Below are 16,339 nucleotides of genomic sequence, written 5' to 3' on the forward strand. Positions count from 1 at the left end.
CATGAAGTTTTCCGAGAATTGGCTGCGCCAGCACGTGCCCACCACCGCCAGCCGCGAGCAACTGGTCGCGACGTTGACCGCGATCGGGCTGGAGGTCGAAGAGGTGACCGACCTCGGCGGGGCGCTGGACGGGGTGGTGGTGGCCGAGATCGTGAGTGCCGAGAAGCACCCCGAAGCCGACCGGCTGCAGGTGTGCACGGTCGACGCGGGTGGCGGCGAAAGCGTGCAGATCGTCTGCGGCGCGCCCAACGCCCGTGCCGGGCTCAAGGCCCCACTCGCGAAGGTCGGCGCGGTGCTCCCCGGCGGCATGGCGATCACGCCGGCCAAGCTGCGCGGTGTCGAGTCCTTCGGGATGCTGTGCTCGGCAAAGGAGCTGGGGACAGACGTCGATGCCTCCGGTCTGCTCGAGTTGCCCGCCGATGCGTTGGTGGGCCAGCCTATGGCTACCCTGCTGGGCCTGCCCGACGCCAGCATCGAGATCAAACTGACGCCCAATCGCGCCGACTGTTTCGGCGTGCGCGGAATCGCGTTCGACGTCGCCGCCGCGTCCGGCAGCGAAGTCGCTTCGTTCGAACTCGAACCGGTGCCGGCCGTGTCGCAGGCCAGCCTGCCGATCGAGCTGCAAGCCGGCGCCGACGCCCCGCGCTATTGCGGTCGCGTGATCGAAGGCGTCGACGCGTCCGCGCCGACCCCGTGGCGCATCGCCGAGCGCCTGCGCCGCAGCGGCGTCCGCCCGGTCTCGCTGCTGGTCGACGTGACCCAGTACGTGATGCTGGAACTCGGCCAGCCGATGCACGCGTTCGACCGCGACACGCTGACCGGTCCGGTGGGTGTACGCCGGGCACGCGCGGGCGAATCCCTGAAACTGCTCGATGGACGCGACGCCCAGCTGGATGCCGAGTTCCTGCTCGTCACCGACGCCGACCGGCCGGTCGCGCTGGCCGGGGTGATGGGTGGTTTCGACACCCGCGTGACCGAGGCCAGCCGCAACGTGTTCCTCGAGTCGGCGCACTTTGCACCCGAGGCGATCATCGGCCGCAGCCGCAAGCTCGGCCTGCACACCGACGCGGCGCACCGGTTCGAACGCGGTGTCGACCCGGAGCTGCCCCGGATCGCGCTCGAGTACGCCACCCGGTTGATCCTTGACGCGGCCGGCGGCGTGCCCGGGCCGGTGGTCGAGGCCGCGCTCGAGGCGCATCTGGCGCCGCCGCGACCGATCCTGCTTCGGCGTGACCGGCTCGCACGGGTGCTCGGCCTCACCGTTGCCGACGGCGAGGTGGCGCGCATCCTCGGGGCGCTGGGCCTGGCGGTGGAGTCGGATCCGCTGGGCTGGCGGGTGACGCCGCCAAGCCGCCGCTTCGATCTTGCGATCGAGGAGGACCTGATCGAAGAGGTGGCGCGGATCCACGGCTACGACGCCATCNGGCGCGCATCCTCGGGGCGCTGGGCCTGGCGGTGGAGTCGGATCCGCTGGGCTGGCGGGTGACGCCGCCAAGCCGCCGCTTCGATCTTGCGATCGAGGAGGACCTGATCGAAGAGGTGGCGCGGATCCACGGCTACGACGCCATCCCGACCACCTTACCGTCGGGTGCCGCGCGGCTGGTCGCGCCGAGCGAGACCCGCGTCGACGGCGGGGTGGTGCGCCGCCAGCTCGCGGCACGGGACTTCCTGGAAGCGATCAACTACGCCTTCGTCGATGCCAGCCTGCTGCAGGCGTGGGGGTCAACCGGGCAAAGCGTCGCGCTCGCCAATCCGCTCAGCGCGGAGCTGGGCGTCATGCGCACTTCGCTGCTGCCGGGACTGGTGTCGGCGCTGGGGCGCAATACCGCGCGCCAGCAGTCGCGCGTGCGGATGTTCGAGATCGGCAACGTGTTCACCGCCCAGGCCGGCGCCGCCCCGTTGCATACGCTCCGTGTCGCCGCTGTCGCCTGTGGCAACGCCGGCGCCGAGCAGTGGGGCGCGCCCTCCCGACCGGTCGGCTTCCATGACCTGAAGGGTGACCTGGAGAGTCTGGCGGCCCTGTCCGGTGCGCGGCTCGAGTTCCGTCCCTCAACGCCCGACTGGGCCCATCCGGGACGTTCAGCCGACGTGTTCCGCCACGACAGCAACGGCGAGTCGACGCGGCTGGGCTGGGTCGGCCAGGTCCATCCGCGGCTGGCGCGCGCGCTGGAAATCGATGTCGACGTGGTCGGGTTCGAACTCGACCTCGAGCCGCTGGTGACCCGGCCGCTGCCGAAGTCCGGCGCCCGCTCGCGGTTCCCCTCGGTCCGCCGCGACCTCGCCTTCGTGGTGCCCCAGGACGTCACTTGGCAGGCCTTGTCGGCAAGCGTCCGGGAAGCGGCCGGAAGGGTCCTGCGCGACCTCGTGCTGTTCGATGTCTACCAGGGCAAGGGCGTGGAATCTGGATGCAAGAGTCTCGCTATGGGCTTGATTCTGCAGGAAGAATCACGCACCCTGACCGACCAGGACGTGGACGCGGCGGTTGCCGCGGTGACCACGCGGTTGCAACAGGCGCACGCGGCCACGATTCGCGGCTGACGGTTAGGCAGGCAGGGCAGGAACCACACGATGGCATTGACCAAGGCTGAAATGGCCGAGCGCCTCTTCGACGAGGTCGGCCTCAACAAGCGCGAAGCGAAGGAATTCGTCGACGCGTTTTTCGACAGCCTGCGCCAGGCGCTCGAAAGCGGCCGCCAGGTCAAGCTGTCGGGCTTCGGCAACTTCGACCTGCGCCGCAAGAACCAGCGTCCGGGCCGCAACCCGAAGACCGGCGAGGAGATTCCGATCTCCGCACGCACCGTCGTGACCTTCAAGCCCGGCCAGAAGCTCAAGGAACGCGTCGAAGCGTATGGCGGGGGCGTGACCCATGCTTGACCCCGGCAGCAACCGCGAACTTCCGCCGATCCCGGCCAAGCGGTATTTCACCATCGGCGAGGTCAGCGAGCTGTGCGACGTCAAGCCGCACGTGCTGCGCTACTGGGAAACCGAGTTTCCGTCGCTTAACCCGGTCAAGCGCCGCGGCAACCGCCGTTACTACCAGCGGCATGAAGTGCTGATGGTGCGGCAGATCCGCGGGCTGCTGTACGAACAGGGGTACACGATCGGCGGCGCCCGGCTGCGGCTGGAGGGCGAGGCGGCGAAGGACGAATCCGCGTTGAGCTCGCAGATCATCCGGCAGGTCCGGATGGAGCTGGAAGAAGTCCTGCAGTTGCTGCGTCGCTGACGCGAAAGCCGTGGCGGTGGCAGGCAACTCGGCTATAATCACCGGCCGCCTGCTGGCGGATGCAAGACACTCGGGGCGTAGCGCAGCCTGGTAGCGCACCTGTCTGGGGGACAGGTGGTCGTCGGTTCAAATCCGGCCGTCCCGACCAATTAGACACTCGGGAACTTCCCGAAAAGTCCCTGAAACCCCGTTCTTACGGGGTTTTTTTCTTGTCTGGCGTCCTGTGACGTACCGGCTGATATCTGGAAGTCCCCCAAGTTTGGCGGTAGCTTTGGCGGTACAGGGGGCTCGAGAGCACCCCGTACCGCAAACCGGATACCGCCAAATGCCGAAACGCATCGCACCTCTGACAGCCAGCCAAATCCAGAACGCCAAGGCGACGGACAAGCCGTACAAGCTGCGCGACGGCGGCGGTCTCTTCCTGCTAGTGAACCCGGACGGGGCAAAGCTCTGGCGCTGGGACTACCGGCGCCCTGCCATCGGCAGACAAAACACCATCGGGTTCGGGGCATTCCCCGCCGTGAAGCTGGCGGAGGCGCGGGAGCGGGTGCGTAAGGCGCGCGAACTGCTGGCCGCCGGGATCGACCCGGGCGAGCAGCGTAAGGCGGAGAAAGCGGCCACGGTGGAGCGGGTGGCCAACACCTTCGAGGCGGTGGCTGAAGAGTGGTGGCTTCGGCGGATGAAGGACATCGTGGCCGGTACGGCGAAGCGTGAGCGGCGAATGCTGGAGAAGCGCCTGTTGCCGTACATCGGGCAGTTGCCCGTTGGCGAAGTTACGGCGCCGCAACTGCTGGCCGCACTGCGTAAGCCGGAGGCGGAGGGCAAGATCGAGACGGCCCATCGCGCCCGTTCGCTGGCAGGGCAAGTGTTCCGATATGCGATTGCGACGGGCCGTGCTGAGCGAAACCCTGCGGCTGATCTGGCCGGCGCGTTGGAGACGCCGAAGGGAGAGCACTTCGCCTCCGTGACCGAGCCGAGCCAAATCGGGCCGTTGCTGCGCTCGCTATACGGCTACGACGGCTCGCCGATGGTGGCTGCGGCGTTGAAGCTCGCGCCGTTGGTGTTCGTCCGCCCGGGCGAGCTGCGTCATGCACGCTGGGCCGACATCGACCTCGAAGCAGCGGAATGGCGCTACGTGGCGAGTAAAACCGGGCAGGCGCACATCGTGCCCTTGTCCATGCAGGCGGTTGCCATCTTGCAGGAGCTGCAGCCGCTTACCGACCGTGGTGGAGCGGGGTACGTCTTCCCAAGCCATCGCGGCGGGGGGCGCCCCATGAGTGATGCCGCGATGGTGGCAGCGATGCGGCGTATGGGGATTGCGGGCGACACCATGACGGCGCACGGCTTCCGGGCAATGGCGCGTACGGTATTGGACGAAGTGCTGGGCTACCGGCCGGACTACATCGAACACCAACTGGCGCACGCTGTCCGCGACCCGAACGGCAGGGCATACAACCGGACGGCGCATCTGGTGGAGCGCCGGAAGATGATGCAGTCGTGGAGCGATTACCTCGACAACCTGCGCGAGGGCGGCAACGTTGTGGCGATCAACGCGCGCCGGAGTGCGTGAGGGGGCGTCATGGCCGGGAAGGTTCTATTCGAGGAAGGCCCTCACGCTTCGCGAACCGGGTATCGCGGGGAGGTCACCGTGGCCGACTGGCAGCGGCTAAGGGAGGCGGCACCTGCCAGCGTGCCGGACGATGCCCTTGTCGAGTTGGTCGAAAAAATAGTTTTTGCTGGATCGGACGCCATGCGCTGCGCGTCCCACGTCCCCGCGCGCGACCAGCTTGCGCAGCTCAAAAAGCTCAAGCGCCGCGCGAAGCAAGCGATCCGTGGCGGTGATGTCGTCATCGACGCCGACGGTCGCGAACATCGCTTCGTCAAGCTGGCGGACAATCTCGCCAATCTGGATCAAGTGACGTTCGAGCGCATCAAGGCTGTCGAGCACGAAGCTATGAAAGCGGCACTCGAAAGCGATGGCGTCTTCATCGACGCGGATGGCGCCGAATACCATTCCAACCCGCCCACTATTCAGGTCGTGAGGCCGTACGCGAGGCAGCAAGCGGTGCTGAGCAACCATTCTGCTTGCCGTGGCGTTGTGGCAGCACCCAGAACACCAGCGTCCGTTTGGTTTCCTCGCGGCGTCGAGGAATTCATGAAATCCGTTGAGCACGTCATCGGCGCCGTGGAAGGTGAGCAGGGCGAGGCCGGCAATCGTGAGAAGCCTTGGCAGGGCGAGCTGGCCGAGGTGGTGATCGAGTTCTGGCGCACACATTGCCCGGGCGAGTCGCAGTCGGCGAACCGTAACAGCAAGACGGGGAAGGCGTCATCGCTTGTCGTCTTTGCAGGGGTCGTCTTTAAGGCGGCCAATCCTCGACAAATCCTGTCCTACGGCACGCTCGCGAACCTGCTGAATACCTGCAAGTAATTCGGTCAAATTGAAGTGGACCCTATTTTTTTAGAGGTCTATCACCATGCCTCCAAGCACTGCGGCACCCGCAGGGGAACTTGGAGATACATCGTGACCACCAGCAAGAGCTACGCACCCAGCGATCTGCTCGACACCAGCGAAGTGTCTGACTACGCGAAGATCGCGGTATCGACTTTGGCCAACTGGCGCGTTTCCGGTCAGGGTCCGGCATTCTGTCGTATCGGAAAGCGGGCTATCAGGTATCGCTTCAGCGAGGTTGAGAAGTTCATCGAAGCCTCGACGGCGGCGGTGGCCGCGTGATCGCCTTCGACTACGCCGCCGCCAAGTTCATCCAGTCCGATGACGGCCAGTGGCGGCTCGACCGCAATTGGACCGCCCATCCGGCGACGCAGCTCGAAGTGGAGGCGCTGTTCGCCCACACCGTCCGGCAGAACCGCATGCTGGCGGCACCCGTGAGTTCCGTCACTGCCGGCGAGTTGGTCGTTGCCGACGGGCACGACACCTCCGCCACCGCGAATATCACGCACTACCTGAGCGCGGTCGGACACATTGCGGGCTCGGTCCCTGCTGGGGTGGTCGAGTGATCGCGGCCATGACCGATGCTCGCCTTCTGGCCGATGTTGGTAACGCATTGTGCGGCCAGTTGCACGCGCTGGCCCTTGACCCGACCAGCGGCCGCGCAGCCGATGTCGCCGCCAACCTCGACGGTGCCCGCCATGCCGTGTTGCGCCTGCGCGAGACCGCGCTGCGTACTGTGAATGAAGGCTCCGGTGCAACTTCGTTGGTGGAGGTGGCCGGCAAACACTTCGTGTTCTTCCTGCATAACGGCCGCGAGGTCTGGTCCTGCATTCCGCTGGATGCCGGCGACGCGGAACGCATCGTGGTCGAGCAGCTGTCCGAGAAGAACTGGTTTACCGGCAGCCACCGCGAACAGTTCGCCGCACTGGTGGCGGACCGCTTCGGCGTGGGGGACCGCTGATATGGCCCGCATCCGAACCGTGAAGCCCGAGTTCTGGTCCAGCGAGCAGGTCATGGAGCTGACCATTGCCGCTCGCCTCACCTTCATCGGGCTGTGGAATTTCTGCGATGACCGTGGCGTCTATACCGCCAGCCCCAAGCGTCTGAAAGCCCAGCTGTTCCCGTCAGACAACATCACGAGCGAGGGGGTCGCGGCCCTCGTGGCCGAACTGGTCCATCACGGTCTGGTCGGCGAGTTCGAGGCCAGCGGGCAGCGGTACTGGCACGTCACCGGCTGGGCAAAGCACCAGCTCATTCGGAAGCCGACTTATCGCTATCCCATCCCTCCGGGCTGGGTCGCACCGGACCAATCTTGCCCCAATTGGTCCGGCACCCACGCGGAACTGGTGCCGGACCAGTGCGGCACCGATGCGGAACTGGTCCCGGACGAGTACACCCCGGAAGGGAAGGGAATGGAAGGGAAAGGAGAGGAAGGGAATAAGTCGCCGCGCAAGCGCGCCGCACGCCCCCAGAAGACGAAAATTCCCGAAGGCTTCGCAGTAAGCGCCAAGGTCCGGCAGTGGGCGTCCGATAAGGGCTACCAGAATTTGGACGCCCACTTTGAATCGTTCGTCAGCAAGGTCGCCGCCAACGGTTACCTCTATGCCGACTGGGACGCTGCCCTGCAGAACGCCATTCGCGACGACTGGGGCAAGCTGCGGCAGCCGGGTCGCGGTACGGACGCAGCCCCAATGCGCCAGCGGGTGGACCTGTGAGTGTCGCCGCCATGCGTGACCGACTCCGGGTGCCGCCACAGTCCGTGGAAGCCGAACAGAGCGTCTTGGGCGCGCTGATGTTGGTGCCCGCTGCGTTGGCGCAGGTGTCGGATCTGCTGACAGCCGATGACTTTTACCGCCGCGACCACCAGCACATTTTTAGGGCTATCGAGGAGCTGGATTGCAAGGGCAAGCCGTTCGACGCGGTGACGCTCGGCGAATGGTTCGAGTCGCGTGGCATGTCCGAACAGGTCGCCAACGGCGCCTACCTGATCGAGCTGGCCAGCACGACACCGAGCGCGGCTAACGTGCGCGCCTACGCCGACATCGTTCGGGACAAGGCGATACTGCGGAAGCTGGTCGAACTGGGAACAAGCATCGCCAACGACGGCCTCCAGCCCGACGGCCGGGACAGCGCCAGCATCGTTGACACCGCCATCGCCGACTTGATGCGGATGCAGCGGTCCACGCAGGAGTGCGAGTTCACCATGAAGCAGGCCGTCGCCCTTGCATGGGATGACGCCAGTGAGGCGTACACGGCGCGTGGAACGATCCGTGGTGTTCCGACCGGCTACAACCGCATGGACAAGCGACTCGGTGGTTGGCACAAGGGCGACTTGATCCTGATCGGCGCCCGTCCGTCGATGGGCAAGACGGCGTTGATGGTGAACCTCGCCCTCAACGCGGCAAGCGAAGGTCACGCGATCGGGATCATTTCCGGCGAGCAGTCGGCAATGCAAATTGGCCAGCGCAGCATCGCTGCTCACGCACAGGTCGGCGCCGAGCAGCTCCGCCACGGCAACATCGACGAAGAGTCGTGGTCGAAGCTGGGCGCGTCCGTGAGCCGCCTACGTGACGGAAAGGTTCGAATCTACGATCGCAGCGCACCGACTCTGGACGAGCTGTGTCGCGTCGCACGCCGCTGGAAGCAGGAGTTCGGCATCGATGTCCTGTTCGTCGATTACCTGCAGCGCATCCGGGCACCCAAGGCCGGCAACCGCATCGACGAGGTAGCCGAGGTTTCGCGCGGTCTGAAAACGCTTGCCCGCGACCTCGATATCCCGGTGATTGCACTCGCCCAAGTGAAGGCCGAAGTGGACAAACGACCGGGCGATAAGCGGCCGAGCCTTGGCGACGTTGCCAACTCCGATGAGGCAACGCGGGAAGCGGATTTGATCGGCTTTCTGTACCGCGACGCCGTGTACAACGACGAAACCGACGATCGCGAGGTCGCCGAATTGAACTTCGAGAAGAACCGCCATGGTCCAACCGGGCGCTTCAAGCTGCGGTTCGACGGCGCCACGATGAAATTCTCCGACCTTACCGGGGCTTCTGACCATGGGCCCCACATGTAAAGACAGCAGCGAGGCACCAATGACCTACGACCCCATGATTGCCGACCCGATTAGCATCGAAGCTGCCGATACCATCGGCGTGATCGAAGTCCTAGACTTCTCGGACCCCGTCGCCGCGAACTCGCCGGTCCTGCTGGGCAAGCATGGGCAAGATCGGCTTGTGCGGACCATCGGCGAGCGGATGCGTCAGGCGCGCGAGCTGTGCAACCTGTCCCAGTCGGAGGCCGCCAAGCGGCTCGGATACGCGAACCCTAGCAAGTTGTCTAAGGTTGAGGCGGCCACAGACACCAACTCGGTGCCGCTGTGGCTGATATGCGGGGCGGCGAGTTTGTACGAGGTTAGCGTGGACTTCCTGTTCGGTTTCACGGATGACTTTGAAACGGGAGTGCCCCGTGGAACGCAGGCTTGGATGCTCGACGCATGGGATCGGATGCGCCAGCGTGATTTGCTTGCGCTGGACTGGGTACATCGGGAAGTCGCGGCAGTTAGCGGCGGTATCGGCGGGATGCTCAGCGCCGTGTCGGAATTGTCCGCAGCCATCAGCACCTATTGCACCCGCAATCCCGAGTTCGAGGAAACGCTCGGGTCAGCAACGGTGATCCACCGACTGGGCAAGCTCGAAGCGGCGGCGAGCACCGCCGAGGTCAGTCTGCGGAAGCTGCGGCTCTCGTGAAAGGAGCCCGCTTGACGACCAACGCGACTCAACCCGCCCCGGTGTCTAGGATGCGGCGCCGAACTTCCCAGCTACGTCTGAGCTGGTGAGCGGCCACGACGCAGGATTCGTGGACTCGGAAGACCTCGATGCCCGCACGTTTTTTGAGGTTGAACGAATCGGCTAAACGCGGAAAACAGCCCGCGTAGACAGCAGCGGCAAGTACGTCGAACTGCTGGTGCCAATGACTCTTTGCACGCTGACCGCCATCGATGCCGTGGACCGGAAGCGCGTTGCAGGCGGCTGAGTGGCGCAAGAAACGTAGAAATGGGGAATAAAAATGGCGACAAACGAAGCAATTGAAGTTGAGACGTTGGAGTCGAACCCGCACCTACACGAGTTGCTGGCGCTGCAGCAGGGCGTGCGCATGTTCCGGGCTGCGACGCCTGCCGACCTCTCCGGGTTCAGTAACGAGACGGTGCTGCGGATGATCCGGGCAACCTGCGGCGGCGGTGAGCCTTGCGCCAACCTCGCCGAGCGGATCGACGCCGACCACAAAGCGATTCTGCGCGCGCTGAACGCCGTCGGCGAGCCACTGCGCGAAGCCCACGCCGGCAACGATCACTGAGGGCCGCACCGATGGCAATGAAAAAGACGACGAATAAGGCCAGCAAGGCGAAGGCTACGAACGTTGGCGGACGCCCAAGCAAGTACAAACCGGCTTATGCCGAGCAGGCGCGCAAGCTGGCGCTACTGGGCCAGACAGACGAGCAGGTGGCGGAATTCTTCGGCATCGGAAAGGCCACGCTGTATCGGTGGCAGGCCGGCCACGAGGGGTTTCGAGACTCCATGCTCGCAGGGAAGGAACGGGCTGACGCCGATGTTGCTGAGAGTCTGTACCGGACCGCCCTCGGCGGCAGCACCGTGACCGAAGTACGGGAAGAGCCGGACAGCGAAGGCAATATCATTCGGAAGAAGGTCACCCGGGAACTGCCAGCTGACGTGCGGGCACAGCGGTACTGGCTGGGCAACCGTCGGCCGCACCAGTGGCGGGACAAGGTCGTGGTCGAGGACCAGACGCCGCCGGAAGCCATCGCCGAAAAAGCCAACGAGTTCGTTGCGCTCATGGCCGCAGCGCGCGAACGTCAGCGGCAAGTACTGATCGAGCGCGGCATCCTGCCCCCTGAAGAAGCCTGAGCGATGAAGTCCAAGCCCACTACGCAATCGACCGCGGTTCGACACATGCAACTGCGGAAGTCGTTGTCGATGATGCGAACCAACATCATCGCCGCTGGCGACATGGCACCGATGCAGAGGCTCCGAACTGCGCAGCTGGCGAACGAGCTGGCGGCGAGGCTGCGGCACTCCTGAAAAGCAAAAGCCCGACCTAAGCCGGGCTTCCTGAGAGTGCTGGCAATCGGCGCGACGGTTGGCGCCGCCGATTCAAGGGGCTTGGGCGGTCGCCAAGCCAGCCAGCAGGGAGAATTCTAGCGCGCCTCAAGAGGCGCCACACGCCCGAACGGGGATCCACCACTGGCAGCGCCCTCGCGCGCTGCAGCGGCCAGCGGGGCGTCGCAGATGTAGATCTGTGACGCATCGAGCTTAATGTTGGCCACAGCTGCGAGCTGCATTATCGCGTGGAGAGCGTGCTAGGCATGGGTCCGCCGCGTCCTTCACCTCGCTTTCGAGCGCCTGCTTCGCTAGCTTGGCAATGACGAGAACCTGCCACTTATACGGGATCAACAGCTAACTGGGTGTCCGTCTCACGACAAGAGACGGTGCCATCTATCATTGCTTAGTGGCAGTGGTGACCAGTAAGCGGATCCCGCCGCTTAGTCGAGCGGGTAACATCAACCTCGTAGGATCAGGGTATGAAACTCAAGGGCGCTAGACGTCTCACGGTGCCATTCGGCCTTCGCGACGGCCGCTTCTTGTTCATCAACGAGGTGCCGCCCGGTAAAGGATGTGGATGCGTTTGCACAGAGTGTGGGATGCCCTTAATTGCACGCAATAGAGACTTTGAAGGTCGACAGCGAGCGAGACATTTCCAACATGCCCGGCCCACTTCCTGCCGAGGCGGATGGGAAACTGCTGTACATCGAATGGCCAAGGCAGTTCTCGCCGATGCAGAATCAGTCATGTTGCCTCGATGGGCAAGTGGCGATATCGAGATCGAGTCATCGCCGTTGTCGATTGCGACTTCGCAACTAGAGGTCTCACTGCTTGGCGGCGCTGTGCGTGCTGACGCGGTACTTCATGGCGTTGTTGATGGTGTCGAGTTGAGCAGCCTGTGCGTAGAGGTTCGCGTTCATCATGCAGTCGATAGCACCAAACGCGCGGTCCTGAGCCAACATGGCGTCGACGTTATCGAGATCGACCTTTCTGGGCTCGATGAAGGGGCGGTCTCAGATCCGCTCGCCTTTCGAAGGCATGTTCTTGAGGACGCTAACAATCGCCACTGGATCAATCTGGCGACAGCTCGGTATGTTGCTGAGGGCGCAGAGACGGCTCTTTTCGAGGTCGAGGATGTCTCCTTAACTGAGCGAGTAATCACGACCAAAGCTGGGCGACCCTTCACGATCCGTGAGCAATGGGCCTATTTGGTCAAGCCCGGGTCTCGCGAGCCGGTCCGGTTACAGATCCCAGACGAAACCGTAGGGGAAAAGGCCCTCCCATATCCGCGCGGACTGCACGCCATCTCAGCTCGGTCCCTTACGGTAGACCAGTGGGGAAGACTTCGCCTGCGTTACAAGATTTACCTCGATCACATCGAGATGAACCCGCCAGATACCGAGGACAAGCAAGTCGGCTTGTTCGACCATCAGAGCACAATAGGCGGGCCCGGTTTTCGGGTTCGTCCGCGTGATTGGAAAGGTTTGCCGGGACGGTAGACGGGCCCACCCATGCCCCGTGGAGTCCTCGCGACGGGCTCCTACAATCTGGGGCAAGGCTGGCTATAAATCGTGGAGTTATATACGAACCTAGACGAAGCCGACCCTAATTCGGCTTCGCCTTGGACATTTTTAGTCTTCTTGTCCGTCACCTTGAAGATAGCCTTGGCAATCTTCTCCGCCGACGCGGGAATACGCTTGATCTTGTTCGTAATCGGGCGACCTCGCCCCGCCTTTTCGCTGTCTGTCGTGGTGACCTATGCTCACAGACTCGCGCTGTAGGGGAGCGCCTTGATGTAATTTTCCATATAGGCAAAATCCGGCTTGCCGTTGGCGGACGCGGGCAACTTTATACTGAGCGCGTTGATCCTGCCCGTTCCCATCTTCCGGCTATAGTTGAAACGGTATTTTTCCCGTTCGATAATGACGGTTAGGAATAGCGCGATGAATTTGTTCAAAGAGAATTTTGGCTTCAGGATTCGCACGTCAACCGGCGTCGCCAAGAAACTGTCCGCCTGATAGAACGTCTTGCCGACTGAGCCGCCCCGATTGACGGTCAAGACATTCCCTTGGTTGGCGGGGGGTAAGTCAACATAAGCGGACACGCCATTGTTAAACTCGGTGGATGATACGTAGGGCGTTTTCCCCTCGCTCAACAGGTTGACCAACGGATCTCGGCTCGAAGCAACCTTGAACAGTTCGCTCATCGGAAAAGCCTGCCAAGTCTTGAAGTTCAGGGCAACTTTTTTGTTCTGCATCGCACCGGATGAGGCGCTGTTCCGGAGGCCGGTCAGGAACTCAAAGCCGACATATTTCCTCACTGAATCGACGAAATTGGCCTCGGTGAAAGTCGAGATGTCAGTTTCCATGTAAGCTTCGGCGCACCATTCGTCGGAAGCTGTCACTGATTTCAGGACGCTCAGCCCGGGAATGTTTTCGCGGTTGATGTAGGCGCTCTGCCATTTGGCCTTGATCGTGGCCCAGTCGCCCTGATCTACCCGACCCATCGTCTTCGTTTTCCGGAAGCCATCATCCTTGAAATAACCGAAGAACGTCTTGAAGCTCGCCGGGTGCGGGCTGTGCGCCTCAAATACCATGATGCACGTTACGACCCCGACCGGATGAAACAGGTCGTCCGGCATCGAGAATACACCCGTCAGCTTGTGGCTCTTGAGCAACCGTTCCCGGACCAGCACTGCCGCCTTTCCGGTCGATGTGGCACAGCTCATTTGAACGACCGCCGCGCATCGCCCGCCGGGCTGCAGACGTGAAAGCGCCCCTTCGATAAACTCCAACTGGCCGTCTTCGCCAACATCGTAGGGCGGATTCAAGAACGCCACGGTCGGCTTGAGCTCCTCAATGAGCGCCGCGCTTTCGGTCGAGAATGAGTCCCCCTGATAAATGTGAGACTTACCATCGCCGCTCATCATCATGTTGGAGCAGGCGAACGTGAACATGTCGGTGCGCTTCTCGATGCCGACCAGTTGGTTCTTCTTGATCTCGCCCTTCTTCTTTGCGTCGTTCCCTGCCAGCAGCAGCATTTTCTTCATTGCGGCGATCAGGAATCCGCCGGTTCCGCAGCATGAATCATAGACCACGTCATTCACATTGAGGTGCACAACGTCACCGAAAAATTCGGTGATGTGCTGCGGGGTCAGCACCAACCCGGTCTTCTGATCGGTTCCGGCGTAACGGATGAACTCGCGATAGAAGCGGCCCAGTACGTCATAGCCCTTTTCACCCAACGAGATCAGCGGCAGGATGGATGTTTCGAGGCGCTCAGTCAGGTCGCGAAGGACGTAATTGTCTTCCTCGGCAGCCGCTTTCTTCTTCTTGATTTTAGCCGACTTCGAGATAGGGTGGTTCTTGATTTTTTGGAACTCGCCGAGCATTGATTTGACGCGCTGAGCATCGATTTCATTGTCTTCAAGGACGTTGCCGATGCCGGTCAGAATTGCTTTGGCCACACGCTCCGGGGTTGGCGTCAGTTCCTTCGAGGTGGCGATATTCTTGTAAGAACCTTTGAACGCCTTGTTCTGAAGGGCCAATAGAATGGCGCTGATTAAGGTGCATCGTTCGTATTCAGCAATCGAGTAGGTGTTCAGGTCGTTATTCAGGTCGATGGCGGTTTTCGTAATTTCCGCACTCTCGATATTCTTGGCCTGAGTGTCACCGGCAAACCGCTCGATGTAAGAGAAAATGCCCAACAGTTTCTCGTCTTCTTCCAAGACGGTTGTGCTGCCCTTGCTCTGATAGAACGTTGAGATTTTCAGGCTCTTGAGATCACAGCCGCTGACAGCGATCGAAATCACATTGTATTGTTGCGCGAGGCATGCAGAATAATGGAGCGCGCCGTCAACCGCATAGCCGACTGGGTCGTCGCCTAGGTTGCTCCGATGGAGCTTGGCGTCCGCTTTACATTCCACCACGATGATGGCGTCAGGCAGGGCGGGGAAGCTAATAATGAACTCGGGGGACCCCGCCTTTCCCGTGAGGCTCTTTGACGCGGTAGACAGGCACGCCTTCGCTTTGCTCAGCGTGGTCTTCTGCTCATCAAGCCGTACCGCTCCGAACAGGGGGTCGCACTTAAAATGCTCCCTGACGAAGTCCTCAGTGATCCGCTCGTTAGCCATGATGGGCAACCATATCGTCATAGCGCAGCCGCTTGCCGTCGAGCCCCTTCACCAGCACGGTCATCTGGGCGATGGTGTCGAGGTCGCGAACGTTGTGGCGGCCCGCAAATTCAATTGCGTAGCGCGACAGATGCTTTGCGATCATTTGGTGGTAGGTGCCTTTGTAAGTGCGCTTGAGCATCGCCCAGAAGCTTTCGATGCCGTTCGTGTAGGTCATGCCGTTGACGTTTTCGCCAACGCTGTGCCGGATTGAGTGGTGGACAAAAGACCCCGACAGGCGGCGACAGCCGCTGTGTTCGTCCGTGAAGACGGCCGCGCCGATTTCAACGTTGTCCACGACGAACCCTTTAAGTGTCGCGGAGTCGGTCCTTGCGATCAAGTTCGCCTTGCTCTTCCCTTTGCGCTCTTCGGCTCCAATCACCGCAGTCTTGCCCGCGGCGCCCCTAGCAGCATTCAGGCGCTTGTTCCGGTGCTTGTTGCGCTCTTCCCCGCCAACGTAAGTTTCGACCCACGGAGTCGCCCTACCGATTTCCAATCTAAGCTGTGCCTCCCACCGGCGTGACCACGACTCGACATACCGAATCGCCATCTCTCGGCTGCTCAGCTCCACCTTGCGGAGAACACAGCTCATGCGGTGCAGGCCGATGCAAACGACCCAGCAGCGGCCGCCCTCCTGATAGTCAGCTAGCTTGTGGTGGCGGCAGTAATGAGTCGCACGGCCAAGGTGCTCGCCCCATCGAAACTGATTGGGCATGGTCATAGGGGGAAGTCTAAGGGGTTCTGTCTCATTGGATGCGAACGCCCGGCTCCCCCTCTTTTTGCGCAGTGCTGTCGTCGCGATGCTATGGCGGTATTTTTGGCGGTACGGACGACGGAGCTCTCACATAGGTCCGCGCAGATCGGTGCTTATATGGGGCTATTCAGTAGAGGCCGTCCGACCAATTCGAAAGACGAGAACGCCCGGTTTGCGCCGGGCGTTTTCTGTTTGGGGATTGGACGTTTCGCGGCCGCTGTCAGGCCGTACCGGTTGCCGGACGCGCGCCCAGCCCGGGCCAGCGTGCTTCGACCGCGCGCTGGATCCCCGCCGCGTCCAGACCGGCCTCGGCGAGAAGTTGCTCGCGGCTGGCGTGGTGCTGGAACTCGTCGGGCAGGCCCAGGTGCAGGATCGGCAGGACGATCCCTTCCGCGGCGAGCAGCTCGGCCACGCCGCTGCCGGCGCCGCCTGCAACCACGTTGTCCTCGATCGTGACGAAACCCTCGTGGTCCCGTGCCAACTGCAGCACCAGAGCGCTGTCCAATGGCTTGACGAAGCGCATGTTGACCACGGTCAGCCCGAGCGCGACGCCGGCCTGTTCGGCCGCGGCCGCCATCGCGCCGAACGCGAGCAACGCCACCGGGCCGCCGCGGCGCCGCACCTCGGC

16 protein-coding genes, 1 tRNA gene and 2 pseudogenes are annotated in these 16,339 nt (G+C 62.7%); 16 read left to right on the forward strand and 3 right to left on the reverse strand.

Features of this window, described 5'->3' with window-relative positions; genetic code table 11:
- Position 1 precedes the first annotated feature (1 nt).
- The 16 genes and pseudogenes from pheT to ACKVMH_RS02910 form a co-directional block, all read left to right on the forward strand.
- Positions 2-1,422 (forward strand): annotated as a pseudogene (gene pheT, locus ACKVMH_RS02835) (phenylalanine--tRNA ligase subunit beta); the annotation flags it as partial.
- A 6-nt stretch (positions 1,423-1,428) separates the two neighbouring features.
- A pseudogene (locus ACKVMH_RS02840) lies at positions 1,429-2,538 on the forward strand (phenylalanine--tRNA ligase subunit beta); the annotation flags it as partial.
- Positions 2,539-2,568: 30 nt separating this feature from the next.
- On the forward strand, positions 2,569-2,874 hold the full coding sequence (locus ACKVMH_RS02845) for an integration host factor subunit alpha (protein WP_215219861.1): 306 nt from the start codon (positions 2,569-2,571) through the stop codon (positions 2,872-2,874).
- Entirely contained in the window at positions 2,867-3,223 is a 357-nt protein-coding gene (locus ACKVMH_RS02850) for a MerR family transcriptional regulator (protein ID WP_215219862.1), read from the forward strand. Before ACKVMH_RS02845 ends, ACKVMH_RS02850 begins: the two co-directional genes overlap by 8 nt.
- A 71-nt stretch (positions 3,224-3,294) precedes the next feature.
- Positions 3,295-3,371, forward strand: a tRNA-Pro gene (locus tag ACKVMH_RS02855).
- Positions 3,372-3,548: 177 nt separating this feature from the next.
- Positions 3,549-4,793, forward strand: coding sequence for a tyrosine-type recombinase/integrase (locus ACKVMH_RS02860; protein WP_412699152.1), 1,245 nt, complete (start codon positions 3,549-3,551; stop codon positions 4,791-4,793).
- A 78-nt stretch (positions 4,794-4,871) separates the two neighbouring features.
- A complete protein-coding gene (locus ACKVMH_RS02865) occupies positions 4,872-5,651 on the forward strand; it encodes a hypothetical protein (RefSeq protein WP_412699153.1) in 780 nt (259 codons plus the stop codon).
- A gap of 93 nt (positions 5,652-5,744) precedes the next feature.
- Positions 5,745-5,954 (forward strand): helix-turn-helix transcriptional regulator, encoded by a 210-nt coding sequence (locus tag ACKVMH_RS02870; RefSeq protein ID WP_412699154.1) that lies wholly within the window; start codon positions 5,745-5,747, stop codon positions 5,952-5,954.
- Positions 5,951-6,238 carry a hypothetical protein gene (locus tag ACKVMH_RS02875; RefSeq protein ID WP_412699155.1) on the forward strand — a complete coding sequence of 96 codons (288 nt, stop codon included), beginning with the start codon at positions 5,951-5,953 and terminating at the stop codon, positions 6,236-6,238. Before ACKVMH_RS02870 ends, ACKVMH_RS02875 begins: the two co-directional genes overlap by 4 nt.
- A complete protein-coding gene (locus ACKVMH_RS02880) occupies positions 6,235-6,633 on the forward strand; it encodes a hypothetical protein (protein ID WP_412699156.1) in 399 nt (132 codons plus the stop codon). Before ACKVMH_RS02875 ends, ACKVMH_RS02880 begins: the two co-directional genes overlap by 4 nt.
- A 19-nt stretch (positions 6,634-6,652) precedes the next feature.
- Entirely contained in the window at positions 6,653-7,387 is a 735-nt protein-coding gene (locus ACKVMH_RS02885) for a hypothetical protein (protein ID WP_412699157.1), read from the forward strand.
- A 44-nt stretch (positions 7,388-7,431) separates the two neighbouring features.
- Positions 7,432-8,742: a replicative DNA helicase gene (locus ACKVMH_RS02890; RefSeq protein WP_412699158.1), complete on the forward strand. Its 1,311-nt coding sequence runs from the start codon at positions 7,432-7,434 to the stop codon at positions 8,740-8,742.
- A 19-nt stretch (positions 8,743-8,761) separates the two neighbouring features.
- Complete coding sequence (locus tag ACKVMH_RS02895) at positions 8,762-9,415, forward strand: helix-turn-helix domain-containing protein (protein WP_412699159.1); 654 nt, start codon at positions 8,762-8,764, stop codon at positions 9,413-9,415.
- Positions 9,416-9,734: 319 nt separating this feature from the next.
- Positions 9,735-10,022: a hypothetical protein gene (locus tag ACKVMH_RS02900; protein ID WP_412699160.1), complete on the forward strand. Its 288-nt coding sequence runs from the start codon at positions 9,735-9,737 to the stop codon at positions 10,020-10,022.
- 17 nt (positions 10,023-10,039) lie between these two features.
- The gene (locus ACKVMH_RS02905) at positions 10,040-10,591 is read left to right on the forward strand and encodes a helix-turn-helix domain-containing protein (protein WP_412699161.1); all 552 of its coding nucleotides are present in this window, start codon (positions 10,040-10,042) and stop codon (positions 10,589-10,591) included.
- A 905-nt stretch (positions 10,592-11,496) separates the two neighbouring features.
- A complete protein-coding gene (locus ACKVMH_RS02910) occupies positions 11,497-12,285 on the forward strand; it encodes a single-stranded DNA-binding protein (protein ID WP_412699162.1) in 789 nt (262 codons plus the stop codon).
- 263 nt (positions 12,286-12,548) lie between these two features.
- Here the strand turns inward: ACKVMH_RS02910 and ACKVMH_RS02915 are convergent, their stop codons facing one another.
- The 3 genes from ACKVMH_RS02915 to ACKVMH_RS02925 form a co-directional block, all read right to left on the reverse strand.
- Positions 12,549-14,918 carry an N-6 DNA methylase gene (locus tag ACKVMH_RS02915; RefSeq protein ID WP_412699163.1) on the reverse strand — a complete coding sequence of 790 codons (2,370 nt, stop codon included), beginning with the start codon at positions 14,916-14,918 and terminating at the stop codon, positions 12,549-12,551.
- On the reverse strand, positions 14,911-15,678 hold the full coding sequence (locus ACKVMH_RS02920) for an IS1595 family transposase (RefSeq protein ID WP_412699164.1): 768 nt from the start codon (positions 15,676-15,678) through the stop codon (positions 14,911-14,913). Before ACKVMH_RS02920 ends, ACKVMH_RS02915 begins: the two co-directional genes overlap by 8 nt.
- 253 nt (positions 15,679-15,931) lie before the next feature.
- The coding region (locus ACKVMH_RS02925; protein WP_412699165.1) for a transketolase C-terminal domain-containing protein at positions 15,932-16,339 on the reverse strand (408 nt) is incomplete at its 5' end.

The organism is Lysobacter zhanggongensis (genome assembly GCF_046638635.1).
GTDB classification, from domain to species: Bacteria; Pseudomonadota; Gammaproteobacteria; order Xanthomonadales; family Xanthomonadaceae; genus Novilysobacter; species Novilysobacter luteus.

Excerpts from the sequence above, each read along its gene's own strand:
- ACKVMH_RS02905 (WP_412699161.1), top strand. The coding sequence starts at position 10,040 with ATGAAAAAGACGACGAATAAGGCCAGCAAGGCGAAGGCTACGAACGTT.
- ACKVMH_RS02920 (WP_412699164.1), bottom strand. The coding sequence starts at position 15,678 with ATGACCATGCCCAATCAGTTTCGATGGGGCGAGCACCTTGGCCGTGCG.
- ACKVMH_RS02845 (WP_215219861.1), top strand. The coding sequence starts at position 2,569 with ATGGCATTGACCAAGGCTGAAATGGCCGAGCGCCTCTTCGACGAGGTC.
- ACKVMH_RS02895 (WP_412699159.1), top strand. The coding sequence starts at position 8,762 with ATGACCTACGACCCCATGATTGCCGACCCGATTAGCATCGAAGCTGCC.
- ACKVMH_RS02915 (WP_412699163.1), bottom strand. The coding sequence starts at position 14,918 with ATGGCTAACGAGCGGATCACTGAGGACTTCGTCAGGGAGCATTTTAAG.
- ACKVMH_RS02860 (WP_412699152.1), top strand. The coding sequence starts at position 3,549 with ATGCCGAAACGCATCGCACCTCTGACAGCCAGCCAAATCCAGAACGCC.
- ACKVMH_RS02850 (WP_215219862.1), top strand. The coding sequence starts at position 2,867 with ATGCTTGACCCCGGCAGCAACCGCGAACTTCCGCCGATCCCGGCCAAG.
- ACKVMH_RS02900 (WP_412699160.1), top strand. The coding sequence starts at position 9,735 with ATGGCGACAAACGAAGCAATTGAAGTTGAGACGTTGGAGTCGAACCCG.
- ACKVMH_RS02910 (WP_412699162.1), top strand. The coding sequence starts at position 11,497 with ATGGCCAAGGCAGTTCTCGCCGATGCAGAATCAGTCATGTTGCCTCGA.